The organism is Luteipulveratus mongoliensis (assembly GCF_001190945.1).
Lineage (GTDB): Bacteria > Actinomycetota > Actinomycetes > Actinomycetales > Dermatophilaceae > Luteipulveratus > Luteipulveratus mongoliensis.
Window position 1 is genome coordinate 224,518 of record NZ_CP011112.1, and the last position, 25,950, is coordinate 250,467.

26 protein-coding genes are annotated in these 25,950 nt (G+C 68.5%); 12 read left to right on the forward strand and 14 right to left on the reverse strand.

All coding sequences use genetic code 11. The annotated features are described in order from the left end of the window. The first annotated feature begins 115 nt into the window (after positions 1-115). Positions 116-586: a protease inhibitor I42 family protein gene (locus VV02_RS01105; RefSeq protein WP_052589335.1), complete on the forward strand. Its 471-nt coding sequence runs from the start codon at positions 116-118 to the stop codon at positions 584-586. Positions 587-758: 172 nt separating this feature from the next. Here the strand turns inward: VV02_RS01105 and VV02_RS01110 are convergent, their stop codons facing one another. The 7 genes from VV02_RS01110 to VV02_RS01135 form a co-directional block, all read right to left on the reverse strand. After that, a complete protein-coding gene (locus VV02_RS01110; protein WP_083449817.1) occupies positions 759-2,342 on the reverse strand; it encodes a glycoside hydrolase family 10-like protein in 1,584 nt (527 codons plus the stop codon). Between the two features lie 80 nt (positions 2,343-2,422). Further along, complete coding sequence (locus VV02_RS01115; protein WP_052589336.1) at positions 2,423-3,355, reverse strand: acyl-ACP desaturase; 933 nt, start codon at positions 3,353-3,355, stop codon at positions 2,423-2,425. 27 nt (positions 3,356-3,382) lie between these two features. Continuing rightward, complete coding sequence (locus VV02_RS01120) at positions 3,383-4,204, reverse strand: CPBP family intramembrane glutamic endopeptidase (RefSeq protein WP_083449818.1); 822 nt, start codon at positions 4,202-4,204, stop codon at positions 3,383-3,385. 223 nt (positions 4,205-4,427) lie between these two features. Next, positions 4,428-6,563: a sunset domain-containing protein gene (locus VV02_RS01125; RefSeq protein WP_052589337.1), complete on the reverse strand. Its 2,136-nt coding sequence runs from the start codon at positions 6,561-6,563 to the stop codon at positions 4,428-4,430. Then, on the reverse strand, positions 6,563-6,721 hold the full coding sequence (locus VV02_RS26255) for a hypothetical protein (RefSeq protein ID WP_157063211.1): 159 nt from the start codon (positions 6,719-6,721) through the stop codon (positions 6,563-6,565). Before VV02_RS26255 ends, VV02_RS01125 begins: the two co-directional genes overlap by 1 nt. Before the next feature lies 1 nt (position 6,722). Next, on the reverse strand, positions 6,723-7,952 hold the full coding sequence (gene arfA / locus VV02_RS01130) for a channel-forming protein ArfA/OmpATb (RefSeq protein ID WP_052589338.1): 1,230 nt from the start codon (positions 7,950-7,952) through the stop codon (positions 6,723-6,725). A 323-nt stretch (positions 7,953-8,275) separates the two neighbouring features. Continuing rightward, the gene (locus VV02_RS01135) at positions 8,276-9,697 is read right to left on the reverse strand and encodes an amidase (RefSeq protein ID WP_052589339.1); all 1,422 of its coding nucleotides are present in this window, start codon (positions 9,695-9,697) and stop codon (positions 8,276-8,278) included. Between the two features lie 94 nt (positions 9,698-9,791). Here VV02_RS01135 and VV02_RS01140 point away from each other — a divergent pair, with 94 nt between their 5' ends. Both VV02_RS01140 and VV02_RS01145 read left to right on the forward strand, forming a co-directional pair. Then, positions 9,792-10,613 carry a CHAD domain-containing protein gene (locus VV02_RS01140; RefSeq protein WP_052589340.1) on the forward strand — a complete coding sequence of 274 codons (822 nt, stop codon included), beginning with the start codon at positions 9,792-9,794 and terminating at the stop codon, positions 10,611-10,613. A gap of 41 nt (positions 10,614-10,654) precedes the next feature. Then, the gene (locus tag VV02_RS01145) at positions 10,655-12,073 is read left to right on the forward strand and encodes an MFS transporter (protein ID WP_052589341.1); all 1,419 of its coding nucleotides are present in this window, start codon (positions 10,655-10,657) and stop codon (positions 12,071-12,073) included. A 241-nt stretch (positions 12,074-12,314) separates the two neighbouring features. On the opposite strand, the gene VV02_RS01150 is transcribed toward VV02_RS01145, so the two are convergent. Next, entirely contained in the window at positions 12,315-12,701 is a 387-nt protein-coding gene (locus VV02_RS01150) for a DUF805 domain-containing protein (RefSeq protein ID WP_052589342.1), read from the reverse strand. Between the two features lie 76 nt (positions 12,702-12,777). Then, positions 12,778-13,557 carry a tyrosine-protein phosphatase gene (locus tag VV02_RS01155; protein WP_083449819.1) on the reverse strand — a complete coding sequence of 260 codons (780 nt, stop codon included), beginning with the start codon at positions 13,555-13,557 and terminating at the stop codon, positions 12,778-12,780. A gap of 91 nt (positions 13,558-13,648) precedes the next feature. Here VV02_RS01155 and thiE point away from each other — a divergent pair, with 91 nt between their 5' ends. Both thiE and thiD read left to right on the forward strand, forming a co-directional pair. Further along, positions 13,649-14,290 (forward strand): thiamine phosphate synthase, encoded by a 642-nt coding sequence (thiE, locus tag VV02_RS01160; RefSeq protein ID WP_052589343.1) that lies wholly within the window; start codon positions 13,649-13,651, stop codon positions 14,288-14,290. Next, positions 14,287-15,150, forward strand: coding sequence for a bifunctional hydroxymethylpyrimidine kinase/phosphomethylpyrimidine kinase (gene thiD / locus VV02_RS01165; protein WP_083450440.1), 864 nt, complete (start codon positions 14,287-14,289; stop codon positions 15,148-15,150). Before thiE ends, thiD begins: the two co-directional genes overlap by 4 nt. Here the strand turns inward: thiD and soxR are convergent. Further along, positions 15,112-15,594 carry a redox-sensitive transcriptional activator SoxR gene (gene soxR / locus VV02_RS01170; protein WP_342667811.1) on the reverse strand — a complete coding sequence of 161 codons (483 nt, stop codon included), beginning with the start codon at positions 15,592-15,594 and terminating at the stop codon, positions 15,112-15,114. The genes thiD and soxR overlap by 39 nt on opposite strands. A 67-nt stretch (positions 15,595-15,661) precedes the next feature. Between soxR and VV02_RS01175 the strand changes: the two genes are divergently transcribed. After that, entirely contained in the window at positions 15,662-16,399 is a 738-nt protein-coding gene (locus VV02_RS01175) for an SDR family oxidoreductase (RefSeq protein ID WP_052589344.1), read from the forward strand. Continuing rightward, complete coding sequence (locus VV02_RS01180; protein ID WP_052589345.1) at positions 16,396-17,454, forward strand: S-adenosylmethionine:tRNA ribosyltransferase-isomerase; 1,059 nt, start codon at positions 16,396-16,398, stop codon at positions 17,452-17,454. Before VV02_RS01175 ends, VV02_RS01180 begins: the two co-directional genes overlap by 4 nt. Positions 17,455-17,529: 75 nt before the next feature. On the opposite strand, the gene VV02_RS01185 is transcribed toward VV02_RS01180, so the two are convergent. After that, positions 17,530-17,895, reverse strand: coding sequence for a MerR family transcriptional regulator (locus VV02_RS01185; RefSeq protein WP_052589346.1), 366 nt, complete (start codon positions 17,893-17,895; stop codon positions 17,530-17,532). Positions 17,896-17,974: 79 nt separating this feature from the next. Between VV02_RS01185 and VV02_RS01190 the strand changes: the two genes are divergently transcribed. The 4 genes from VV02_RS01190 (at position 17,975) to VV02_RS01200 (ending at position 22,035) form a co-directional block, all read left to right on the forward strand. Then, on the forward strand, positions 17,975-18,907 hold the full coding sequence (locus tag VV02_RS01190; protein WP_052589347.1) for an MBL fold metallo-hydrolase: 933 nt from the start codon (positions 17,975-17,977) through the stop codon (positions 18,905-18,907). A gap of 50 nt (positions 18,908-18,957) precedes the next feature. After that, positions 18,958-19,971, forward strand: coding sequence for a biotin synthase BioB (gene bioB / locus VV02_RS01195; protein ID WP_179945349.1), 1,014 nt, complete (start codon positions 18,958-18,960; stop codon positions 19,969-19,971). Next, entirely contained in the window at positions 19,971-20,249 is a 279-nt protein-coding gene (bsaP, locus tag VV02_RS27510; RefSeq protein ID WP_483806779.1) for a biotin synthase auxiliary protein BsaP, read from the forward strand. Before bioB ends, bsaP begins: the two co-directional genes overlap by 1 nt. A gap of 118 nt (positions 20,250-20,367) precedes the next feature. Further along, on the forward strand, positions 20,368-22,035 hold the full coding sequence (locus VV02_RS01200; RefSeq protein ID WP_052589348.1) for a serine/threonine-protein kinase: 1,668 nt from the start codon (positions 20,368-20,370) through the stop codon (positions 22,033-22,035). Between the two features lie 79 nt (positions 22,036-22,114). On the opposite strand, the gene VV02_RS01205 is transcribed toward VV02_RS01200, so the two are convergent. After that, a complete protein-coding gene (locus VV02_RS01205) occupies positions 22,115-23,266 on the reverse strand; it encodes an epoxide hydrolase family protein (RefSeq protein WP_052589349.1) in 1,152 nt (383 codons plus the stop codon). A gap of 81 nt (positions 23,267-23,347) precedes the next feature. Here VV02_RS01205 and VV02_RS01210 point away from each other — a divergent pair, with 81 nt between their 5' ends. Then, positions 23,348-24,313, forward strand: coding sequence for a helix-turn-helix transcriptional regulator (locus tag VV02_RS01210; protein ID WP_052589350.1), 966 nt, complete (start codon positions 23,348-23,350; stop codon positions 24,311-24,313). A gap of 452 nt (positions 24,314-24,765) precedes the next feature. Here the strand turns inward: VV02_RS01210 and VV02_RS01215 are convergent, their stop codons facing one another. Both VV02_RS01215 and VV02_RS01220 read right to left on the reverse strand, forming a co-directional pair. Then, the gene (locus VV02_RS01215) at positions 24,766-25,410 is read right to left on the reverse strand and encodes a vWA domain-containing protein (RefSeq protein ID WP_052589351.1); all 645 of its coding nucleotides are present in this window, start codon (positions 25,408-25,410) and stop codon (positions 24,766-24,768) included. A gap of 10 nt (positions 25,411-25,420) precedes the next feature. Continuing rightward, positions 25,421-25,786, reverse strand: a complete 366-nt coding sequence (locus VV02_RS01220; protein WP_052596399.1) for a hypothetical protein — start codon at positions 25,784-25,786, stop codon at positions 25,421-25,423. Between the last annotated feature and the right edge of the window lie 164 nt (positions 25,787-25,950).

The following is a 25,950-nucleotide window of genomic DNA, read 5'->3' on the forward strand; positions in this document are numbered from 1 at the left end:
TGCACGTCCCGGAGCAGACCCTAGAACGAGAGGGCTGTCAGAACACTGTCATCCGGGATAGGCGGCACAGCCGGAAACAAAGGAACCAGAGCTGAGGCGAGGTGGTCCCAGAAGCATGACCATGCTCGCGCACCTCACAAAGCGCCACCGCCGGCCCCTCGCCGCCGCGCTGGCGCTCGTCGGCGCGCTCAGTCTCGCGGCCTGCCAGGAGGACGAGCCCTCCGTGAACCCCACCCCCGAGGCGTCCCGCAGCATCCCGCTCAGCTCCGGCGAGCCGATCGCCCTCAAGCCAGGCGAGACGGTGGCGGTGAACGTGGGACGGCAGAACTCCAGCATCGGCGACAACTGGAACGACTCGATCACGCCGGCGGGAGTCGCGACCGTGAAGGGCCATGTCGACTCCGACTGCGACGAACCAGCGCCTGGATGCGGCGGCCGGCTCACCTACTTCGTCACCGGTGTGAAGCCGGGCAAGGCCGTACTCACCGTCCAGTACTGCTTCCGCTCCAGCGGCCCCACGTGCGCCGGCGGCCCGGACAACGCACCCCACAAGCCGCCCACCACGATCGCCATCACCGTCACGTAACTGCCGGTCGAGTAGGCGAGGCGCTCGACCAGCGGTCCGCTGGTCGAGTAGGCGAGCGCCCTGGCGCGAGCCGTATCGAGACCTGTTGAGCGCGAGGGAGACTCATCCAACGCAGTCACCCGGTCTCGATACGCCTCCGCTAGCGCTCCGGCTACTCGACCAGCGGTTTGGGCTAGCGGGCGACGGTGCCGGCGGACTCGTTGCTGACTCGGTCGATCGCGGTGACCACGTAGGTGCCGGCGCCGGACGCCGGATCCGTCCACTGCTGCACGGCGCCTCGCTCGTCACGCACGGTCGCCACCAGGTTGCGAGCGTCGGCCAGGTCGCATGGCCTGGGCTTCGCCGTCGGCACCCGATAGATCGCGTACGACGTCGCGCCCGGCGTCGCGACCCACGTCACCTTCGCGCCACTCGCCTTCACGACCACCGGAGGTCGCGGCGCGCCTCGGCGGTCATCGAGCCAGGGGGAAGCGGGTGTGAGGGCGGGACGGGAGTACCACTTCTCGTTGAGCAGGCTGGTTGCGCCGAGCCGGTCCGCCTTCACCTGAACGGCGGAGAAGTAGATGTTGCCCTGCACCTGCGGGTACTTCGTGTTGAAGTCCAGATGCGACGAAAGCTCTTGCGGCTCAGACCATTTCGGGTCTGCGTTCTGAGCAACCTTGTAAGTCGCCTGGCCGATGTAGAGGTGCACGTGCGTGCCCGTGACCTGCGTGGCCCACCAGTCAGTGACCTTCTCGTAGTCGGCCGCCGCGAAGCCGCGCGACCAGTAGACCTGCGGCGTGATGTAGTCCAGCAGCTCGTCCTTCACCCACTTGCGAGTGTCGGCATAGAGGTCGTCGTACGTCTGCGCGCCGGCCGTCGTGTCCGAGCCCTCGGGGTCGGTCGCCTTGTTACGCCAGATCGCGAACGGCGAGACGCCGAACTGCGCCTGCGGCCGGTACTTCTGGATGCCGGCCCGCACCTCGCGGATGAAGGTCGTCACGTTGTTGCGCCGCCAGTCGGCCAGCGACATGCCGTTGCCGTACTTCGCGTACTCCGCGGAGTCGTCAAACGTCTGTCCTGCAACGGGATACGGGTAGAAGTAGTCGTCGAAGTGCACGCCGTCGATGTCGTACTTCTTGACCGCGTCGAGGATCGCGTTGACCGACTGCCGCCGCGCGTCCGGGTTGCCCGGGTTGTAGTAGAGCTTGCCGCCGTACGCCTTCACCCAGTCCGGGTGCAGCCGGGCCGGGTGGGTCGGCACCAGCGCATTCACGTTGGTATCCATGGAGATTCGGTAGGGGTTGAACCACGCGTGCAGCTCGAGGTTGCGCGCGTGCGACTGCTCGACCGCGAACTTCAGCGGGTCCCAGCCGGGGTTTTGACCCTGCGTGCCGGTGAGGTACTTCGACCACGGCTCGTACGCCGACGGCCAGAACGCGTCCGCCGTCGGCCGGACCTGGAGGATCACGGCGTTGTGCCGCTGCTTGACCGCCAGGTCGAGCCAGCCGATCAGCTCGTCCTTCTGCTGCTGCGGTGTCAGGCCGGTCTTCGACGGCCAGTCGATGTTGACCACCGACGACACCCACATCGCGCGGAGGTCCCGCTTCGGCGTGGTCGCCTGTGTGGGACACGACCCAGGCTCAGGCTGGGGTACGACGGCTGCCGCACTCTTCGGCGTACTCGCCTCCGTGGTGCTCGCGTGAGCAGTGCTCACCCCGGTCGCGAAGAGCACGGCGACCAGAAGGGCCAGGACGGAACGCAGCGACTTCGGCATGAGATGCCCTCCACGGTGATGGCAATCGTTACCACGTGACGGGCAGATCCTGGCACAACTTCTCAGCGCGTGCCCGTGGATCAGCGCTTCATGCGCTCGGCGAGCATCGCCTTCTTGTCCTCGAACCGCGCGGCCTGCGTGTCGATGCCGCCCATCGTGGCGACGAGCTCCTCCTGCGCCTTCTGACCCTCCGGGCCGAGGCCGGTCATCTCGAACACCTTCCAGAACCGCAGCACCGGCATCACGACGTCGTCATGGTGCTGACGCAGGTCATAGACGCCGGCGATCGCCATCTCGATCGACTTGCGCTGGAAACCGGGCAGATCGGCACCGGGCATCGCAAACGCCTGCACCACGTCGACGATGGCTCGCAGCGTCTGGTCGGGCGCGATCTCGAGCGCCGACTTGATCAAGTTGCGGTAGAAGACCATGTGCAGGTTCTCGTCGTTCGCGATCTTGGCCATCAGCTGGTCGCAGATCGGCTCACCCGTGATCCGTCCGGTGTTGCGGTGGGACACCCGCGTCGCCAGCTCCTGGAACGTCACGTAGGCGAGGTTGTGCAGCACCTCATCCGGATGGCTGCTCGCATACCCGTTGCCCATGTGGGTCATTCGCGCGCGCTCGAGCTCCTCTGGATCGACGGCACGCGTGGTGAGCAGGTAGTCACGGATCGCCATCGCATGGCGGCCCTCTTCGGCCGTCCAGCGGTGGACCCACGTCCCCCACGAGCCGTCGCGGCTGAACAGCGAGGCGATCTCGTGGTGGTAGGACGGCAGGTTGTCCTCGGTGAGGAGGTTGACGATGAGCGCCGTCTTGGCGACGTCGGACACCTGGGAGTCGCCGGGCGACCACTGCTTGCCACCGAGCCGCTCGAAGTTGGTGCCGTCGGCCCACGGGACGAACTCGTGCGGCATCCACTCCTTCGCCACGGAGAGGTGCCGATCGAGGTTCTGCGCCACGACCGGTTCGAGCTCGGTGAGGAGTGCTGCGTTGGTCCAGGTCGAGGTCGCCATGATTCGACCGTAAGCGCTACTCGCGAGTTAGAGCCAGGAGACGTGATTGTGCAGGAGGGCGTAACCGACAAAGGCGACGGTGTCGAGGAGTGCGTGGGTGATCACCAGGGGGAGGACGCGGCGCGTACGCGCATAGACCAGCCCGAGCAGCAGCCCCATCGCGATGTTGCCGACGAAGCCGCCGAACCCTTGGTAGAGGTGATAGCTGCCCCGGATGAGCGCGGACACGATCAGGATCTGCGGCAGCCGCCAGCCCGCCTGGGTCCACCGGGTGAAGAGGTAGCCGATCATGATGACTTCCTCGAGCACGGCGTTCTGCACGGCTGACAGCACGAGGATCGGCAGACTCCACCAGTGGTCGCCGAGATCGGACGCGACCACCTGGGTGTTGAGGCCGGCGGCGCGAGCCACGAGATAGAGCCCCAGACCCGGGATGCCGACCAGCGCCGCGAGCCCCGCCCCGAGGGCGATGTCCGGCTTCAAGCGTGACCGGTCGAGGCCGAGATAGCTTGCGGGAGAAGGCATCTCGCGCCGCAGCAAGTGAAACACCAGCAGCACCGGCACGAGTGCGAGCGCAATGTCGGCGAGCTGATAGAGCAGGTCGAGCCACGCCTGCGCCGCCTGGCTGACGTTCAGCTGCGAAGCCTGCTGGTTGAGGGGCCGGTTGTCGGCCAGTCGCCGCATGATCGACAGCACGGCGTAGATCGCGGAGGCGCCGAGGCTGACGCCGAGCACCAGCCAGGTCTCGCGCTGCAGCGTGCGCCGGTCGAGCGGCGTACGAGGCACGTCGAGCGGTCCCCGCCAGGTCGCGGACAGCTGCGCGCGCGAGAGCCGAGGAACCGATGCCATGCCCCCATTCAACCCGCCCCACCGCTGGTTGAGCCGGCGAGCCCCTGGGCGAGCCGAGTCGAAACCACGGTGAGTCGCGGGGAGGCTTGACCTCCGCGGTCACCCGGTCTCGATACGCCTCCGCTGGCGCTCCGGCTACTCGACCAGCGGATTGGCGGGGGCGTACGACAGCGGGGCCGGTGACCACGAAGGTCACCGGCCCCGCTGCGCGTTCAGCGCACGATCAGCGCTTGCGGTGGTCCCAGTGACGGAAACCGGCCGTACGAGCGGCCGCCTCGTCCTTGAACCAGACCTCCGCCTTGGTCGCCCGGTAGCTCGGGCTCTCCTCGGTGTGGAACAGCATCGAGTCGGTGTTGCCCTTGACGGTGTAGTCGCCAGAGGGAGCAGAACCATCCTCGTTGGGTGATGCCGCACCGGCACCGAACTGCTCGGTCAGCGGGTCCGGAGTCGAGGACTTGGCCTCGCCACCGTCCGCAGCCGAACCGGTGAGACCGGAGACGCCGGAAGCGCCGCCTGCCGCGCCAGCCGCGCCTGCGGCATCAGTCGTACCCGATGAGCCGGCCGCAGCGGCACGACGCTTGTGGTCCCACGGCTTGAAGCCGGCAGCCTCAGCCGCGGCCTCGTCCTTGAACCAGACCTCAGCGATCGTCGCCCGGTAGTTGGGTGACTTGTCCGAGTGGTAAAGCTCGGAGTCAAGGTTGCCCTTGATCGTGTAGTCACTCGACGGAGCAGCGCCACCCTCCTGGGGAGTCGCCGCACCCGCGCCGTACTTCTCGGTCAGCGGGTCCGGTGTGCTCGCCTTGGTGTCAACGAGACCAGCCGTGCCCGTGGCCGCCGCGTCCCCAGCCTTCGAGGAGCCGGCAGCCGAGGAGCCGCCGCCGTTACGACGCTTGTGGTCCCACGGCTTGAAGCCGGCAGCCTCAGCTGCAGCCTCGTCCTTGAACCAGACCTCAGCGATCGTCGCCCGGTAGCTCGGCGACTTCTCCGAGTGGTAGAGCAGCGAGTCAGCGTTGCCCTTGATGGTGTAGTCGCTCGACGGAGCAGCGCCACCCTCCTTGGGCGATGCCGCACCGGCGCCGTACTTCTCGGTCAGCGGGTCCTTGCCCGACGACGCGGAGTCAGCACCCGACGCGAACAGCGTGGGGGTGTCGATCGTGTCGTCCTCATCGGAACCCTTCACTGCCGCCGCACCAGCGCCGGCCGCACCAGCAGCACCCACGGCACCGGCTGCGGCAGTGGTGCCGCCGCCCGTGCTGGAGGAGGCACTGGAGCTCGCCGTACCACCGGCACCACGACGCTTGTTGCGGTCCCAGTGCGCGAATCCTGCTGTCTCAGCAGCAGACTCGTCCTTGAACCACACCTCGGCCTTGGTGGCCTGGTAGCGCGGGCTGTCCTGCGTGTGGAACAGCATCGAGTCGGCGTTGCCCTTGATGACGTAGTCACCGGAGGGGGCGGAGCCGTCCTCCTTGGGCGATGCCGCACCGGCACCGAAGCGACCCACCATCGGGTCCTCGGCGTCCGCCTTCGGAGCGTCCGCCTTGACCGTGTCGGACTTCGGCGCTGCAGCGTCGACCTTGGAGGTCTCCGCCTTGTCGTCGCGGCCACCGGCCACGGCCGCGCCACCCACCGCACCGCCGGCCGCAGCTGCAGCCGTCGTACCGGCGAAGCCGTACGACGAACTCGCCTTGGTGTCGGTCGTGGACGATGCGTCGGCGTCCGGCTTGACGACCGGGATGGCCGCCGTCGGTGCCTCGTGGTCGACGTCCGCCTCCGGCTTGACCACCGGGATGGACGCGGTCGGGGCGTCGTTGTCGAACTTCTCGACCTCGGCGTCCTCGACCTCGATCGGGTGCAGCTTGTCGTCGACGTCGGAGTCGGACGCCTTGTGGCGACCAGCGGCGAAGCCGGCGCCCGCGCCGACCACACCTGCTCCGGCAGCAGCCGTACCGGCACCGAGACCGGAGGCGTGCGCCTCGTGGTCCTGGTCGAACAGCTCGCCGTCCGGCGTCTTCACCTCGGGCTTGCGGATGTCGACGTCGGGCTTCTTGATGTCGACGTCCGGCTTCGTGACCTCAGGCGCCTTGACCTCGGGGGCCTTGACGTCCGGCTTCTTGACATCGACGTCCGGCTTCTCGACGTCGACCTTGCCGCGCTTGCCCTTGACGGCCGCTGCCGCACCGGCACCAACCGCGCCGGCCGCCGCGGCGCCCGCGCCGACCTTGAGGTTGCGCTCAGTGCGCGTGGTCGCGCGAGGCACCCGCTTGGTGACCTTCCGCACCAGCCACAGCCAGGTGAGAATCGCACCCAGCAGGAAGCTGATGAGCAGCCACAGCCATTCCTTACCCAAGAGCCAACCCATCAGGATCGCCCTCCTTTGTCATCGACGGCGTTCTCGAGGCCCTCGAATGCCTTGCGCTCGCTGGGCAGCAGCAGCACGGCCAGCAGCCATGCCACGAGCGCGCCCACGATGAACGCGATCAGCAGCCAGAACCAGGTCTGTCCGAACAACCAAGCCATGTCAGCCTCCCACCGTGATCTCGACACGACGGTTGGCATCGCGGCCAGCCTGCGTGGTGTTCGGGGCAATCGGCTTGTCCTGACCGAAGCCCGTCGCGGTGATGTTGGCAGCGTTGACGCCCTTGCCGCTCAGGTAGGTGCGCACCGCGGAGGCGCGTCCCTGCGAGAGCCGCTTGTTGTTGGCGGCGCTACCGGTGTTGTCGGTGTAACCCGAGACGGTGACCTTCGCGTCCTTGCACGCCTTGACCGCGTCGGCAACCTTGTCGAGCGTCGGCTTCGACGTCGCGAGCAGCGTCGTCGAGTTGTCCGCGAAGACCGGGCTCTGACCCTTGACCAGCGTGGCGACCGTGGTGCTGACGGTCGCGCAGTCAGCGGCAGCAGCGCCGCCCTTGACGGTCAGCTGGTTGTCCACGGTGAGACCGGCGAACTGCTTGGTCGCAGCGTCGCCGGCAGCGGTCTTGGCTGCGTCGTCGGCAACCTCGCCGGTCAGCGTGACCTTGTCGTCGCCATAGGCGAGCTTGACGCCGTCAGCGGCCGGGAGAGTCCCGAGACCTGCCGTGATCTTGGCAACGTCGGGAGCCGGAGCGCCCGCCGTGACCGTGACCTTGTCGACGACCTTCTTGTCGCCGGCGGCCTTGGTGGCCTCGTCAATGATCGACTTCTTGGTCGCCTCGTCGGGCACGACACCCTCGACGACGATCGAGTCACCCTCGTTGGTCAGCGTGAACGGACCGGCCGCAGCAGCAGGGCTGGACGCGGACTCGGACGGGCTCGGCGACTCGGTCGTCGGAGCAGGAGACGCAGTCTCGGTCGGAGCCGGAGCAGCTGCGCCGGCGCCCTTGACGTCTGCGACGCGTACGCCGTCGACGTCTTCGGCGATCTTCTTCGCCTTCGCGCTGTCGGCACCGGCCGGCAGCGTGATGGTGCCGTCGCGACCGTCGAAGTCAACCTTGGTCGGCGAAATGCCTTGGCCCTTCAGGGCTTTGGTCGTATCGGCCTTCAGGTCGTCCTCGATGCCACCGCGACTGATGAGCGTCGCCAGCGCGGCCAGCAGCAGCGGGACAGCCAGCAGAGCCAGCCACCACCAACCGCCCAGCCCGCGTCGAACGCGTTTGGTGACAGTGTCGTACTCGACTTCGTGGGTGGTGCGTGACGTGGACGACGTCGAGCCATCCACCTTCCCGCGCCGATCAGCGTTGCTTCGCGACTGGGCGTCGCCTGTGGGATCCACAGCGATCTCCTCCGCTCTCAGGAATCAGGCATACGGGAACCTAGGAGGTCCCGCTCGGCCTGGCGACTCTCGAATGCAGCAATTCGCGGTATCGATCTGGCGATTTACCAAGACTTGATGCCTTCGTGACTCATTGACCGGAGACATCATGTCGGCTCCACAGGGTCGTGTCGACGTTCCAGACCGACCAATTCCCAACGAATTACGAGATTTTGGTAACGCTGTACACCGTTGACGCGATCGCGGGTCGCGTCCGGGCATCACGAACTGGACGAATCGTCGTACGACGTCCGTCTGCGTGCCGCGCCGCGGTCAGCCGGCGTTCACTCGTTGATCCGCCGGAACGGCACCGCCTCTTCGATCTGCAGGGCGGTCTCCAGCAGCAGAGCGTCTGCTCCGCGACGTGCCGAGAGCATGGCGCCGAGCGGTAGCCCGTCGCGAGTTTGCGCGGTAGGCAACGAGATTGACGGTGCGCCGGTCGCGTTGTGCAGGGGCGTGAACCCGCAGTAGTCGAGGACTCGACCGAAGGCTTCCTCCCACGGGAGCGTCGGGTCGAGGTAGCCGAGCCGTGGCGTCGTGTGACAGAGCACGGGCGACAGGACGAGGTCGACGTCGCCGAAGCTGCGCTCGTACTGACGCCCCGACGCGGCGAGCCGACTGATGTACGCCGGTGCGCGCCAAAGGCGTCGGCGCGCATGGGCGGCGAGCCCCAGAGTCATCGGCTCCAGCTGCGACGAGTCGAAGGAGGAGCCGAACACGAGGCGGCCGGTGTCCTTGACCGACATGGCGAGCATCGACCAGTAGTCGACGAAGTCGGTCTTGAAGCTGGTCGGCACGTCCGGCACGTAGGGCTCGATCCGGTGACCCAGGCCTTCGAGCGTGGATGCGAGCTCCTGCAACGCTGTTCGCGTCTCGTCGTCGGTCGCGGGTGCGAAGGGCGAGTCAAGGGTCAGACCGATCCGCAGGGGTCGGTCGAGGGGGCGGTCGACCAGTCCGACACCGGGCAATCGCGTGTTGCGGTAGGTCTTTTCGGCCTCGGCGTAGAACAGCGCCGTGTCCCGCACGCTGCGCGTCAGCACCCCGTCGCTGATGATCCGCACCGGCATCGATGCCGCCGCTTCACCCATGCGCAACCGACCGCGGGTCGGTTTGAGACCGACGAGCCCGCACACGGCGGCGGGGATGCGGATCGAGCCGCCACCGTCGTTGCCGTGCGCGATCGGCACGACGCCGGCGGCCACATAGGCCGCCGAACCACCGGACGAACCGCCCGCCGAGTGGTCGGTGTGCCAAGGGTTGTGCACGACGGTGCCATCGACCCGCTCGGTCGTCGGGATCCACCCGAACTCCGGCATCCGGGACGTGCCGATCGGGATGACTCCGGTCTGCAAGATCTGCGCGACGATCTTGCCGTCGGACTTCTGCGGGGTGCGCGAGAGGGCGTGTGACCCCTCCGTCATCGGCGCTCCCGCGACCGGCACGTTGTCCTTGAAAAGGCTTGGTACGCCTGCGAGTCCGCCGGCACGCGTCATCTGAGCGCGCGCCCGAGCACGGTCGAAGTCCTGGAACTCCAGAGCAGTGAGTCGTGACTCCACAGCACCGCTGCGCGCGATCGCGGCGTCGACAGCCTCCTGAGCGGAGATCTGCCCAGCACGAATCAGCTCTGCGACACCGGTGGCGTCGTGCTCGCCGAGCGCATCGTCGGTGAAGGCGTGGACGCGTGTGTCGACCCGAGTTTCAGTCATGGCGCCTCAAGTTACTCCCGAGTCAGTCCGTTGGGAACGTTCCGAGGCGACGATCTCGCCGGGCGGTCCGGCGGAGGTCGCCTAGCATCAGGAGGTGGGATCGGCCAGCACCCTCCTCAGGCACCGGCTCCAGCGGGAGCAGCGGCGCCTGGTGCGTGCTGAGCCCGGCGTCAGATCCGGTGCCGATCCTGAGGATCTCCACGACTTTCGCGTGTCCGTACGCCGGTCGCGAGCCTTGATCCGCTCCTCTCGCGGAGCCGTCCGGCCGAGCCTTCAACCACTCGCACGCGAGCTGCGTTGGCTGGCGCGGACGACGTCGCCCGTGCGAGACCTTGACGTCACGATCGCCCAGGTGCAGTCCCGGATCCCGGGCCTCGGACCGGACCGGTCCGCGGGGCCGGTCCTCCTCGCGATCCTCGACGCCGACCTCACGAGCCGCCGAGCCGACCTGACCAACGCCCTCTCCAGCGACCGCTACACCGAGCTCGCTGACCACTTCCGCGACAAGGTGGCGTCGATCAGGATCGTGGGTACCGCGTCCTGGGCCGAGGACGCGAGCCGCACGGAGCTCGCCCGCCTGCGGGGGACGTACGGGACGCTCGGTCGCGAGCCGACCGACCACAAGCTGCACGATCTGCGGATCGCGGTGAAGCACGCCCGCTACTCGCTCGACCTGGTCGGCGACGCGCACACGAAACCCCTGGCGCGAGCGCTGAAGTCGTTGCAGATGCAGCTCGGCGACCACCAGGATGCCGTCGTGTGCGAGGAGCTCGTCCGCGCGGCAGCCACGCCCGAGACGCTGCTGGCCGGCCGCATCATCGAGCACCAGCACCAGCGACGTGCGGTCGTACGAGCTGCGTTGCCCGACGCGTGGGATGCGGTCGAACGGGCTGCGCCTGGCGTGAGCTTCCTCTAGCGTGACCGGCACGTCACCCCAGGTGCCCTAGAGGAGGCTGTGTGCGAACGCCGTTGTCCGGCAACGGAATCGCCCGACTCGTCGGATTCCTCGTCTGTGTCGAGCTCGCGAGTGGAGTGCTGCAGGGCTACTACACGCCGCTCTACACCGACATCGCGCGACACCTGTCGATCCACGACGCAGACGTCAACTGGTTCGAGGCCGCCCAGCTGGTCGTCTCAGCACTCCTCGTACCTCTCCTCGCGAGGCTCGGCGACATCGTCGGTCACCGCACGGTGCTGCTCTGGTCAACCGCCGCGACAGCTGCCGCGTCCTGGTGCGTGGCCATCGCGCCGAGCTTCGGCACCTTCCTCGTCGCGTGGGCGCTGCAAGGCTTCTACGTCGTGTGGCTCCCCCTGGAGATCGCCATCATCCACGGACGGACCAAAGGCGACGCGCGTCGTACGAGAGTGGGCGCCGGAGTGCTCGTCGCCGCCCTCGAGGTCGGCGTGATCCTCGGTGCCGGTGTCGCCGGCGCGCTCGCCGGCGGTCCACCGATGACGGTCATCCTCGCGATGCCGGCTGTGGCCGTCTCGCTGTCGTTCGTCGCGGTGTGGTTCGGGGTCGGGGCATCCGAACAGCGCGGTGGCGGCACCGTCGACTGGGTCGGCTTCGTTCACCTCACCGGAGCTCTCGCGTTGATGATGGCCGGCCTGATCCTGCTGCGGCTCCAGGGCACCGGCAGCGTCTGGCCGTGGTTGGTGATCCTGGGCGGGGCAGCGCTGACCGGCCCGTTCGTCCGGCACGAGCTGAGGGTGGCTGAGCCGTTGGTGGACATGCGGGTTCTCGGCCAGCGTGAGCAGTGGCCCCTGCAGCTGACGGCCGGCCTCTTCGGAGCGTCCGTGCTGGGCGCCCAGATCCCTCTGTCGACATACGCCCGCACCGATCCGGCCGAGACCGGCTACGGCCTGGACGCGTCCGCGGGCATGGTCTCGGTGCTCGTGGCGGCGTACGTCCTCGCGATGGCTCTGGGCGCGGGACTGCTGCCCTGGGCGGCCGCGCGTCTCGGCCCCCGGATCACGCTCGTCGGCGGCTGTGGACTGGTCGGTCTCGGTTATCTGCTGTTCCTGCCGTGGCACGACCACCTGGCCAACCTGCTCGCGAACATGCTGCTCGTCGGTGTCGGCTCCGGTGTCCTCGTGGCTGCTCTGCCGGCCGCGGCGGCGGCTGCTGCGCCCATCACCCGGACCGGCTTCGCGACCGGAATGACCAACACCACCAAGACGATTGGCGGTGCGGTGGCCTCGTCGGTCTTCGCGATCGCGCTGGCGTCGACGGGTTCACTCGATGAGCCGTCCGACCATGCGCCGCTGCACGGCTACTACGTCGTCTGGTCCGTCTGCGCGGCCACCGCCCTGGCCGCCGGCATCACCCTCCTGCTCTCCAGGACCCGCACTCCAGCCGTCCCGCTGGTCGAGTAGGCGAGGCGCTACCAGCGAGGTCGGGCTCAACCCGCGAGGTCGGGCTCAACCCGCGGTGGCGGCGAGAGTGCCCCACTGGCCGGGGCGCGTCGCAGCGAAGGGGTGTCGTCGGAGACTGTGCACTGCCCCACGAGGTGGGGCAGTGCACAGTGCGCGCACCACTACGTCCAAAGACTTGCGCCCCATCACATGGGGCACGCGACGAGTGGTCACATCGCTGGTTGAGCCGGCGGAGCGTGGCTCAGCCGGCGGCGGGGAGGGCTCGCTCTCCGGCCTTGGGGTCGGGTCCGTGCTCGTTCGGGTGCGGGTCCCCTTCCTTGATCCAGAACAGGATCAGCACGATGAACCCGATGACCGGGATCAGGCCGATGAGCACCCACCAACCGGACCGGTTCGTGTCGTGCAGTCGTCGCACGGCAACGCCCAGACTGGGCAGGAAGACGGCCAGCGCGTACAGGCCGGCCAGGAGCCCGCCCCCGTTGCCGAAGTCCGTCCCGATGATCTTGTCGACGATCGACAGCACGATCGAGATGATCCAGTTGATCAGGGTGTACATCCAAAATTCCTTGCGGCGTGCGCGGCCGCTGAAGTCCACGTATCTCTTGATGACCGATGTGTAGTAGTCCACGACTACTCCTCCCTTGGGTTGCCCCTCATCGGGAGCCTTGCGCCCGCGGGAGACCGCGTCAAGGACCGGAGGGCGCTCAGCCAGCCGGGTCGGTGAGGCGACGACGCAGCTGCTCCAGGTCCTCGTCAGACCAGCCCGTCGCCTTGAGGAACGCGGGCACGGAGCCGGCGGTCCGGCGTACGGCATCGAGGAGTCGGGGGATCGTCTCCGGGTCGGGGATGTGGTCGGACATCGGGCGGTCCCGGAGGTTGTCGGCGTACGCCGGTGTCGCCTGGAGGCGTTCGACGATCCCCTCGATCCGCTCCGTGGTCGCGAGGTAGTCCGCGGTGACGTCCTCATCGCTGACGCCGACTGCCGAAAGTGCAAGCGCGACAACGGTTCCCGTGCGGTCCTTGCCCGCCGCACAGTGCACGACGGCAGCACCCTCGGCGCGGGCGACGACCCTCAGCGCGTCCGACACGGAGTCAGGCCGCTCGGCGAGGTAGCCGAGATAGTGGCTCGTCCAGTGGTTGTCGTCGCGTTCTTCCTCGACCCGGTCGGCCCACGGGAGCACCAGTGCGTCCTCGACCGCGATGTCGTCATCGGCGAAGAGCGAGTGGTGGTGATGCGTGAGCGACTCCAGGTCGATGAGCGGCCCGGGCCCGGTCATCTGGAGCTCGGCCTTGCTGCGCAGGTCGACGATGTCGGTCACGCCGTGCTCGAGGAGCGTCTCGATATCGGCGTCCGTGAGCTCCTGCAGGTTGTCCGAGCGCACGAGTCGGCCGGGCTGGATCTGGCCGCCGTCCTGCGTGGGGAGACCGCCGAGGTCACGCATATTGGCCAGTCCGTCGAGGTCGATCCAGGCAGGCTTCGTCACGCATCCAGGGTAGGTGTGTGCCGCCGGGCCACCCGCAGCGCGTTACGTTGGTCGCGATGTCATCACCCACGCCTGCCCTGGCCGCGCTGACATGACCCGCGCACCACTCGACCTGTCGCTCTATCTCGTGACCGACACGGACCAGTGCGGCGAGCGCGGTCTCGTCTGTACCGTCCGGGACGCGATCGCCGGCGGTGTGACGACGGTCCAGCTGCGCGATCCTGACGCCTCCGATGACGAGCTCGTCGCGCTCGGCCTCCTGGTGCGGCAGGTGCTGGACGGCACCGGCGTACCTCTGATCGTCAACGACCGCGTGCACCTGGTGGACGCCATCGGCGCGGACGGTGTGCACGTCGGTCAGGACGACATCCCGGTCGAGGAGGCGCGCTCGCTGCTCGGCCCCTCGGCATACGTCGGGCTGTCCGTGCACACGCTCGCGCAGCTCGATCTGGCACGCCAGCACACCGATGCGATCGACTACATCGGTGTCGGTCCGGTTTGGGCGACCACGAGCAAGGCGAATCACGCGGCCACGATCGGCATCGACGGGCTGCGTGACATCGTCCGCGCCAGCCCCTGGCCGTGCGTCGCGATCGGTGGCATCACTGCGGATCGGGCCAGCCGCCTGCGGCACACCGGTGCTTCGGGTGTGGCCGTCATCAGCGCGATCTGCGCTCAGGCCGACGCCGGTGCTGCGGCGCAAGGCCTGGTGCACGCGTGGCAGCAGCCATGACCGTCCCGATCGTGCTGTCCATCGCGGGCAGCGATCCGTCCGGTGGTGCGGGCATCCAGGCGGACCTCAAGACGTTCAGTGCACTCGGCGCCTATGGCTGCGCGGCGATGACTGCGCTGACTGCGCAGAACACGCAGGGCGTCACCGGAATCCACGTCGTACCAACGGATTTCGTACGTCGTCAGGTCGAAACCCTGATCGCGGACGTGCGCTTGGACACCGTCAAGATCGGCATGCTCGCCTCGGCCGCCAACGCGGACGCGGTCGGCTCGTTGATCGCCTCGCTCGCCTGTCCGGTGGTGCTCGACCCGGTCATGGTGTCCACGAGCGGGTCCCGTCTGCTGGATGAGGACGCCATGGCGGCCGTACGCCGGCTGGTCCCGCTGGTCGACGTCGTCACCCCCAACCTGCACGAGGCTGCAGCGCTCCTCGGCGGTGGTGTCGCGGAGGACCTGGACGCCATGAGCGTCCAGGCTCGCCGGCTCATCGATGAGGTCGGCGCGCAGCGCGTGCTGCTCAAGGGTGGCCATGCTGACGGCGCGAATGCCGTTGATGTGTGGGCGGATTCGTCGGACCTGGTCGAGCTGACCGCGCCGCGGATCGCCACCCCCAACACGCACGGGACCGGATGCACACTCTCGTCGGCCATCGCAGCCCTGCGACCGGCGTACGACGAATGGTTGCCCGCCGTGCGCGCGGCGAAGACGTGGCTGACGGGGGCGTTGCAGGCAGCTGACGACCTCGCGATCGGCCACGGCCCCGGACCGGTCCACCACTTCCACGCTCTCTGGCCGGCGGAGGCGAGGTCAGCGGAAGCGAGGTCAGCGCACGACGTGCGGCTTGCGGAGCAGCGGAGGTAGGAATGCCGCGCCGGGGGCGCGCTCGTCCTCTGCAGCCCAGTCCTCCGGGTTGGTGAAGGCGCAGCTCTTCAGCGACAGGCAGCCGCAGCCGATGCAGCTCTCAAGACCGTCGCGCAGCCTTTGCAGCGCGCGGATCTGGTCGTCCAGCCGGCCGCGCCAGTGGTGGGAGATGCGCTCCCAGTCGGCGCGCGTAGGCGTACGGCCATCGGGCAGCTTGTCGAGCTCGACGCGGATCTCCTCCAACGACAGCCCGACGTTGCTGGCCGCCCGAATGAACGCGAGCCGGCGCAGCACACCCCGCTCGTAGCGACGCTGGCCACCGCTGCTGCGCGTGGCCGTGATCAGGCCCTGGCTCTCGTAGTAGCGCAGGGCCGACGGCGCGAAGCCGCTGCGATGAGCAACTACTCCCACGGGGAGGACATCGTGCTTGTCGATCGAGATCACCTCTTGACTTCAAGTTGACTTCAAGTTTCAGGATGCCTGATAGACGCATCCATCGCAAGGAGACACCATGTCTGTCGCACTCATCACCGGCGGTTCGGCCGGCCTCGGCCTCGCTCTGACCCGCGCGCTCGCCGACCAGGGCTGGACCGTCATCACCGACGGCCGCGACGCGGACCGCCTGCACGCCGCCACTGCCGACCTCCATGGAGTGGTCGCGATCCCGGGGAACATCACCGACGCCGGCCACAAGGACGAGCTGGTCGCCGCCGTCGAGCGCGCGGGAGGACTCGACCTGCTCGTCCAGAACGCCAGCACCTTGGGCCGCCTACCGATGCGGCCGCTGCGCGAGACCACCATCCCTGAGCTGCGCGACCTCTGGCAGACCAACATCGGCGCGCCGCTGATCCTCACCGGCGCGCTGCTGCCGCACCTGACGGCCGCCCGCGGCGTGCTCATGTCGATCACGTCGGACGCGGCCGCCGAGCACTACGAGACGTGGGGTCTCTACGGAGCCAGCAAGGCCGCACTCGAGCACGTGACGCTGACCTTCGCGGCCGAGAACCCCGACATCACCGCGTACGCCGTCGACCCCGGCGACATGCGAACCCAGATGCACCAGGACGCCTTCCCGGGCGAGGACATCTCCGACCGGCCACTGCCGGACGCCGTCGTCCCGCACCTGCTCGAGCTGCTGGCCCAGCACCCCGAGTCCGGTCGCTACAAGGCCGCCGACTTCCCTCCCTCCGCTGGTCGAGTAGACGGAGCGCCAGCGGAGTCGTATCGAGACCAAGGAGCCCTCGCATGACTCTGCTCACCGACCATCCGACCACGCACTTCCGAGCGCCGGACGACACCACGGCGCCCGCGCCGGCGGAGGCGCGGGGAGTGGCGCGCGACGGCGTACGGCTCATGGTCGCTGGGGCGCACGGCATCGACCACGTACGCTTCCGCGACCTACCCGACCACCTCGCCCCCGGGGACCTGGTCGTCGTGAACAACTCGGCCACCATCGCCGGCGAGGTCGACGGCTGGCGTGCGGGGCACGGCCCCGTCGTCGTGCACGCCGCGACGCCACTCGACGACGGGACCTGGGTCATCGAGCTGCGCACCGCACCCGACGCCGCCTCGCCCGTGCTCGACGGCATCTCCGGCGAGCACGTCGAGGTCGGCCATCTCGTCCTGACGCTCATCGCGCCCTACCCGTACGAGGGCTCGTCGCCGACGGGCTCCGGCAACCGGCTCTGGCGGGTCGCCGTCGACGGGGACCTGCACGACGTCCTCGCCCGGCACGGACGCGCGATCGCGTACGGCTACCTCGACCATGCGTACCCGTTGTCCGCCTATCAGTCGGTCTTCAGCACCGTGCCCGGATCGGCTGAGATGCCTTCTGCCGGAAGGCCATTCACTGACTCGATCATCACGCGGTTGGTCGCCGGTGGCATCGGTGTCGCTCCGATCACGCTGCACACCGGCGTGTCCTCGCAGGACGCGGGGGAGGCACCGCAGACCGAACGCTTCGACGTGCCAGAGGTGACCGCTCGCCTCGTCAACGCCACGCGTGCGACCGGCGGCCGGGTCATCGCCGTCGGTACGACGGTCACGCGGGCCCTCGAGTCGGCCGTCGCCTCTGACGGTCGTGTGGTCGCGGCGCGTGGCTGGACCGACCGCGTCATCTCGCCGACCGACCCAGCGCGGGTGGTGGACGGGTTGATCACCGGGTGGCACAACCCGGAGGCCTCTCACCTGCTGCTCGTGGAGTCGATCGCGGGCGCGGAGCTGACGCAGGCGGCGTACGACGCGGCCGTGGACGAGGGCTATCTGTGGCACGAGTTCGGCGACTCGGCCCTCCTCCTCCCCTGACCCTTCTCGGCCGACAGTGCAAGCCGCGTCGCTACCGAGTTCCGGGTAGCGACGCGGCTTGCACTGTCGGCCAAGTCAGGGGGCGGCGAACCCGGCGCAGTCGGGGCACTCCGACACCAGCGGGTGGCGGCACTCGAGGACGTGCTCGAGGAAGCGGTCCGCGCGCGACAGGGCGGCGAGGTCGGTGGCGATCGAGGCTCGCCTCTGCTCGATGAGGTCCACCCGATGGCTTTGGTCACTGGCGCCAAGGCGCTGAATCTCCTTCAGTGACAGGCCTGCTCGCTGACACACCTGCACGAGACGCGCCCGCGCCACGAGCTCGTCGTCGTACACCCGATGCCCCGACGCCGCGCGCTTCGGCACCAGCACTCCGACGTCCTCCCAGTGACGGAGGACGTGCGCGGCGACGCCGAGCTGATCCGCCGCGTCACCGATCCGCACCGCGTGCTCCCTTTACTTCAGGTCCACCTGAAGTTCTAGCCTCCCACACAGCAGCATTCGTACGCCTCAGGGAGCAGCCATGACGCAGACCGTTCGTTCACCCGACCTGGCCACCTACTGCGCCGCGGCCGTCGGCACGGCCCGGGGCCTCGTACGACCTCGGTGGCCAGACCACGCGTACCTCGAGTCCCTGCACGACGCGGGTCTCCCCAACGCGAGCGCGACCGTCACAGTGCGGGCGCTGCGCCAGGCCTCGAAGACGGTGCCGACGCCGTTCGTCGCCGAGGGTGTACGCCGTCCGCGCGGTCTGCGCATCGCGATGACCGCGTTCGTGGTCGAGCATCCGACGGCGACATTCGTGGTGGATCCGAGCATCTGCGTTGATGTCATGGACCGGGCGTTCAACGAGCTCCCCCTGATGCTGCGGCTCGGCGTCCGACCGCCCGCCGACCTTGTCGACATCGGTGCTGCCTTGGATGACGCAGGGCTGGTCCGCAGCGATCTGGCGTTCGCGCTCCCGACGCACCTCCACTGGGATCACGTGAGTGGTCTGCTCGACCTGCCAGGCCTGCCCGTACGCCTGCACACACCGGAGCGGGAGTGGGCCATGACCGGGCCTGTCGCGCCTGTCGGGGGCGTACGCCCGGCGCTGGCTGACCGTCCGATCGATGAGTACGTCCTCGACGGGCCACCCGTGCTCACCTTCCCTCGCAGCCACGATCTGATGGGTGACGGGTCGGTCGTCCTGGTCGACCTCGCCGGGCACACCCCGGGCAGCGTCGGCGTCCTCCTGCACACGGCGACGGAGTGGGTGCTGATCGCGGGTGATGCTGCGTGGCACCTGCTCCAGGTCGAGCAGATCCGGCAGAAGATGGCCTATCCAGGCGTCCTGGCCGATGAGGACCGCGACGAGACCTTCCGCTCGTTGCACCGGCTGCACGCGATCCGCGACCAGGTGCGGGTCGTCCCCACGCACGACCACGATGCTGCGCGGGCCCTTCGGCCGGCCTGAGTCTCGGACTCACTTGAACACTGTTCAGGAGATGGGGCACACTCTCGGACGTGACCGCGCCAACGACGACCGCGTCCATCCTCGACCGTGCCCGGGAGCAGGTGCTCGACCGTGGCGTGGCCCTCGACCAGGCACAGATCCTGGAGGTGCTGCAGACCTCTGACGACGACCTGGAGGCGCTGCTGGCGCTGGCCCACGACGTCCGGATGAAGTACAACGGCCCGGACGTCGAGGTCGAGGGCATCGTGTCGCTCAAGACCGGCGGCTGCCCCGAGGACTGCCACTTCTGCTCGCAGTCGGGACAGTTCACCTCGCCCGTACGCTCGGTCTGGCTCAACATCCCCGAGCTCGTCCGCGCCGCGGAGCAGACGCGGCAGACGGGCGCCTCGGAGTTCTGCATCGTCGCTGCGGTCCGCGGGCCGGACGAGCGGCTGATGACCCAGATGCGCGAGGGCGTCGCCGCCATCCGAGCTGCCGTCGAGATCAACGTCGCCGCCTCGCTCGGCATGCTCACCCAGGAGCAGGTCAACGACCTGGTCGACATGGGCGTACACCGCTACAACCACAACCTCGAGGCCGGCAAGTCCTACTTCCCCAACGTCGTCACCACCCACTCGTGGGAGGAGCGCTGGGACACCTGCACCATGGTCAAGGACTCCGGCATGGAGCTGTGCTGCGGCGGGCTCGTCGGCATGGGCGAGACGCTGGAGCAGCGGGCCGAGCTGGCGTTCCAGCTGGGCGAGCTCGAGCCGCACGAGGTGCCGCTCAACTTCCTCAACCCCAGGCCTGGTACGCCCTTCGGTGACCTCCCGCCCATGGAGTCGTCCGACGCGCTGCGCACGATCGCGGCCTTCCGCCTGGCTCTCCCGCGCACGATCCTGCGGTACGCCGGTGGGCGCGAGCTCACCCTCGGCGACCTCGGCACGCGGGACGGTCTGCTCGGAGGCATCAACGCAGTGATCGTCGGCAACTACCTGACGACCCTCGGCCGCGACCCGCGCGAGGACCTGTCGCTGCTGGATGACCTGAAGATGCCGATCAAGGCGCTGAACGAGACCTTGTGATGTCCGCCGGTCGAGTAGGCGACTTGGATCGAGTAGGGCCGGAGCCTGCGGAGGTCCGTATCGAGATCCCCCCTAGGGCGAGCCGTATCGAGACCAGCGGGGTGTACTGCGGACACTGTGGGCAGGACGCGAATGCCGTTGACCACCAACGGTGTACGTCGCTGCTGGCTCTCGAGCCACCTCGCTTCTGCGTGGAGTGCGGTCGCCGGATGAAGGTCCAGGTCGTCCCTACCGGCTGGACGGCCGCCTGCTCCCGGCACGGAGTCTCCAGCAGCTGACGCGCCGCCCCTGATGACAGGCCCGCCGAACGGGCATACGTTGGCTCTGACAGGCCAGCCATCGGGGTGCCGTCCGTCGACAGCTGACTGGCGTCGTACCCATGGGGTCGAGGGTGACATGAGCGGATCGTCCGCAGGTCGCGTGATCGATGAGCGCTTCGAGCTGATCACTCCGCTCGGCAGCGGTGGCACGGGTCGGGTCTGGCGCGCCCGCGACCTCGCCCTGCATCGCGAGGTGGCGCTCAGGGAAGTACGTCCTCCGGACCTGACGTCGGCAGAGTCCGATCCGCAGGCTGCCGCTCAGCTGACTGGGCGCGTTCTCCGGGAGGCCCGATCCCTGGCCAGGCTCACCCACCCGAACCTCGTGACGATCTACCAGATCGTGGACTCACCCCAGCTGGCTCATCCGTGGCTGGTGATGGAGCTGGTCTCTGGCGGATCGCTCAGTGGCCGACTCACCTCCGGGCCGATCACCCCTTTCGAGGCCGCGACCATCGGGCGCGGCGTGCTCTCGGCTCTTCGCGCTGCGCACACGGCCGGGATTCTGCACCGCGACATCACGCCCGCCAACGTGCTGCTGCGCACGGACGGCAGCCCCGTGCTGACCGGCTTCAGCGTCGCCGCGCTGCCTGAGACGACGGGTCTGATCGCTGCCGATGACGTGATGGGGTCCCCGGAGTACATCGCCCCGGAGCGGCTCCGGGGCCAGGAACGTCTTGTGACATCCGACTTCTGGTCGCTCGCCATGACCCTCTATGTCGCCGTCGAAGGTCACCATCCGCTCCGCCGCCAGACCACCACGGCCACGCTCGCGGCCGTTCTGGAGGCGCCGATCCCGCCACCGGCCCACGCCCGGGATCTGAGCTCGTTCCTCGCGGCCGCGCTGGTGAGGGATCCCGCAGCGCGACCCGCTGTCGAGCAGCTCGACGGTCTGCTCACGTGGGCCATCGATGGGTCCACGGCCCCGCGATCGGCTGGCGCTGACTCACCACCGACCGAGCGTGACCTGCCCGTGGCGACTGCGCCGCCTGCGGTGGTCCTGCGGTCGACCACTCGTAAGGCAGCAGCCGCGCGGGCCCGCAGGCGCCGGAACATGGTCCTGGGCGGGTCGTCGATCGCAGCCACGCTGGTCGCCGCCTTGGCCCTGGCCGTCGTACCCGGGCTCCTGGACGACGGCCCCGCAACCAGCGCGGACGACGCCCCCGCAACCAGCGCGGGCGCCGATCCCGCAACCACAGCGGGCGCCGGCCCTGCGAGGGCGCCACAACCCAGCGGCATCACGTCGTCCCCTACGGCGACGGAGCAGCCGGTCACCGTCGCACCTTCACCGCTATCCGCCCAGGCACCAGACCAGCTGTTCGCTCCAGCAGGAGTGCGCAGCATGATCGCGACGATCAAGCCGAAGATCGGCACCAAGGTCAAGCGGCTCATGCTCTACGACCAGTACGCCTCGATCGAGGCGCCGGTCCGGGGCAACGCCAAGCTGTACGACCGCTACGACTATCGAGACGGCGCGGCGACCAAGAGCATCGCCTCGGGAAGCACCGACAGCGACGACCGGACGATCGATCTGAGCACGGTCAACTGGGATGCCCTGCCCGGGCTGCTCAAGACGGCTCAGGCCGGGCTCGGACTGCGGTCGGTCACGTCGAGCTATGTGGTCGTGGACTTCGGGCTCATCGATCACGTGCCGTCCTTGATGGTCTACGCCAACGACGACCACGGGTCGGTCTCCCTGCGGGCCGGACTCAACGGCAAAGTCACCCGCACCTATCCGCGCACTTGAGGCCCTGATCGAGGCAGACTAGGAGGTCAGCCCGGGAGCTTTGGCTCCCGGGCTGACCACGTCCCAGCGGCGTGCGATCTCAGCGCCCTGCGTAGAACGCCCGGATCTCCTCCGCCAGGTCGTTCGGCACCTCCATCGAGGCGAAGTGGCCACCGGCGGGCCGCTCGGTCCACGACACGATCTGGGTGTTGTCCCGTTCGGCGAACGGCCGCATCGACCGGAAGTCGTCCGCGAAGACGGTGACGCCGATGGCCCCTTCGTTGACGCGGGCCTCGACCGACTTCTCGGTGTAGTGGTAGCGCGCGGCGCCGGCCGAGGTGTTCGTCAACCAATAGAGACTGACCTGTGCCAGGATCTGATCCCGGGTGAGCAGGCTCTCCGTCCTGCCGAAGTTCTCGAAGAGTTCGTTGTATGCCAGCTGCCCGACCGGCGAGTCGCTTAGCGCGGCGGCAATCGTCTGCGGCCGCGAGGCGTTCATCAGCGCGAAGCCATTGACCGTCTGGAACCACCCCGCGAACTCCAGCGCCGCGTAGTCCTCCGGTGTCATCTTCTCGAACTCGGCCGGATCACCCGACGGGAACGCGAACAGCTGCAGCACATGCGCACCGAGAAAGCCCTCAGGGTTCAGCATCGCCAGCTCGCGCGAGACCATCGCGCCGCCGTCCGAGCCGTGCGCGCCGTACGACGGGTACCCGAGTCCGCGCATCAGGGTGTCCCAGGTGCGCGCCACCTTGGCCATCGTCCAGTCACCGCTGACCATCGGCGTACTGAATCCCATGCCGGGGAGGCTCGGAATGACGACGTGGAACGCGTCCTCAGCCTTGCCGCCATGCGCCTCGGGGTCGGTGAGCGGGCCGATCATGTCGAGGAAGTCGACGAACGAGCCCGGGTACGTGTGGGTCAGGACAATGGGCGTGGCGTCGGCGTGCTGCGAGCGGACGTGGATGAAGTGGATCGGCTGTCCGTCGATCTCGGTGAGGTAGTGCGGGAACTCGTTCATTCGCGCCTCCTGCTCGCGCCAGTCGAACGAGGTACGCCAGTGGTCGACCATCTCGCGCAGGTACGACACCGGCGCGCCCTGCTCCCAGCCGTCGCCGGCCACCTCGGTGGCGAAGCGAGTGCGCTCGAGACGCGACTGCAGGTCATCGACGTCGGCCTGCGGGATCGCGACCTGGAACGGGCGAATCGTGAGGGACTGCAACGGGTTCTGGGTGTTCTGTGAGTTCGTCATGACCGCTACGCTATGGAGGGTTCCGGCACGTTTCGTTCCTGATTATTCGGCCGTTCAAAACTTTCTTTCGAGGAGCCCGCGATGATCGAGACCTCGGCCCGGCTGCTGGCTCTGCTCGGCCTCCTGCAGTCACGCAGCAGCTGGTCCGGTCCCGAGCTCGCCGGGCGGCTCGACGTGCAGCAGCGCACCTTGCGCAACGACATCCGACGGCTGCGCGCACTCGGCTATCCGATCGACTCGGTGCGTGGTCCGGCCGGTGGCTATCGCCTCGGCAACCACGGCAAGATGCCACCGCTGCTGCTCGAGGACAACGAGGCGGTCGCCGTCGCGGTCGGACTCAGTGCGGTGAGCGACTCACCCGGCGTCGCCGAGTCGAGCGCCGTCGCCCTGGCCAAGCTCGAGCAGGTCCTGCCGGACCGGCTGCGACGTCGGGTCCGCGCCCTCGCCGACAGCACCGACCTCGGGCCGTCCGACACCGAGACAAACATGGACGAACCCGTCGTGGACACCAGGGTTCTCGCCGACCTGGCCGCCGCCGTACGAGATCACGAGGGCCTCCGGTTCTTCTACGGCGACGACGAGGAGCGGTTCGAGGCGGACCCCTATCGGCTCGTCAGCTGGCAGCGGCGCTGGTACGTCGTCGCCCGCGTCCGGCCGTCGCAGGAGTGGCGTTCGTTCCGTGTCGAGTGGATGGCGCTACGCACTCCCGGTGCGAGTCGCTTCACGCCGAATCCCCTTGGTGGCGGCGACTACTCGGCGTTCGTCCTGCGCGAGGTCGCCTCGACCGGATGGAAGGTGCACGCCCGGGTGCTGGTCGATGCGCCCGCCGCGGAGGTGCTCTCACGCATCCACGCAGCAGTCGGCGTCGTCGAGACCATTGACAGCGAGCACTGCGTCCTGGTCACGGGTGCCGACACACTCGAGACGGTCGCCGTCTGGATCGGCATGCTCGGACTCGACTTCCACGTCAGCGAGCCGCCCGAGCTGGTCGAGCACCTGCGCGTCCTTGGCCGCCGCTACCTCGCCGCCCTCCCCGACCCAGCGTGACGATCAAGGGGTCATAGCCTGCCCTCGCGACGCCACCGAGCCGCGACGTGCTCGACGCCGACGCCGCAGCGGAGTACGCCCGCCGCTGCGTCCTCATTGATGCTCGCCCCGCCGACCGGTTCCGTGGCGAGAACTGACCCGGATCGCCCGGTGGCTACCTCTCCCAGCCACGCGCCCGCCCGCTGACCGCACGCCGCGAGTCCCCCGCGATGAGTGCCTGCTCACTGCGCATTTTCGGCAGTGAGTGCGCACTCAGTGCGCACGAAGGGCTTCCAGACCCACGGAAGGGAGCCGTTGGCGCGCACTGAGTGGACACTCACTCGAGGGCTGACCCGACGCCGCTGCACCTCAGGTGCCTAGTACAGCGCGGACCAGCTCGACGAGCTGGTCGAGCACCTGCGCGTCCTCGGCCGCCGCTACCTCTGTGCCCTCCCCGATGCTCCCTGACTGCGTCAGCTGCCCTCGGCCTCGCGGCGCTGCTCGTCGGTGTAGCCCTCCATCTTGGCGGCCGCGCCGCCGGCCCGCGCTCCCCGGTATCGAGCGATGTTGCCCGACGTCGCCGTCATCGCCTCCTTCACCGCACCCCGGCTGTACGACATCGAGTGCTCCCGCGCGACCCCGAGCCCGGCGCCGACCTCGATGGCGTCCTGGTCCGCACCCATGTAAAGGAACTGCCACTCGTAGTCGCGAGTCTGCTGCTCCACCAACGACTTGATGGCCGGACGGGTCCACTCGCGGCTGGCGTTCTCGAGCCCGTCGGTCATGATCGCGACGATGATCGTCGCGGGCCGCTGGTCCTCGGGGAGACCGGCGAGCGTCGTACCCGACTCCGTGATCAGCCGACCCATCGCATCCAGCAACGCGGTCGACCGGCGCGGCTGAAGCGCCAAGGGAGGTACGTCGGCCACCGGCTTGTCGGTGTAGACCACGTCGTACTCGTCGTCGAACTGCGCGAGCGTGACGCGGCAGTCGCCGTCCGCCTTGCGCTGCTCCTCGATGAAGGCGTTGAACCCGCCCTCGGTGTCGGACTTGATGGTCTGCATCGAGCCGCTCCGGTCGAGCAGGAAATAGATGTGGGTCAGGTCGGAACGCGTCATGCCGTCCTCCTCAGGTGTTGCGACGAGGCTTGAACCGCAACGGTTTTCGATCGTCCGCGACCCGCGCCTCGCCATTTTCGTGGTCGTACTGAGCACGTTGTACGCCGGTCGCAGTCACCCGACCGTCGGCGTTGGCGTACGCCCCCAATGAGCGGGTGCGCGCGAGCCGCGGACCAACCGCGTTCTCGGACAGACCCGCACTGGCGCCCGCCGACCGGATGGATGCACCCTCACTCAGCACTGCCTGCGCCATGGACTCATCGATGAGCCCGCTCAGCCGCTCCGCAGCAGCACGCAGGTGCGGCAACGCTTCGGCCGCCGCGACGTGCTCGGCGGCGTCGAGCTCAGCCCTGATGTCATCCAGATCGTCAGGCATGACCCGACCGTACCGCATAAACTGCGGATCCGCATCAACTGCGTTGGCCGGCAGCGCCAGAGTGGCCCACTCGAGGCACCGATGGCCCATCATGTGGTGGGCCGTTCGTGCCCGGAGTGGGCCACTCTCGCAGCGGCACGAGGAGTGCGCGGAAGACAGGGACG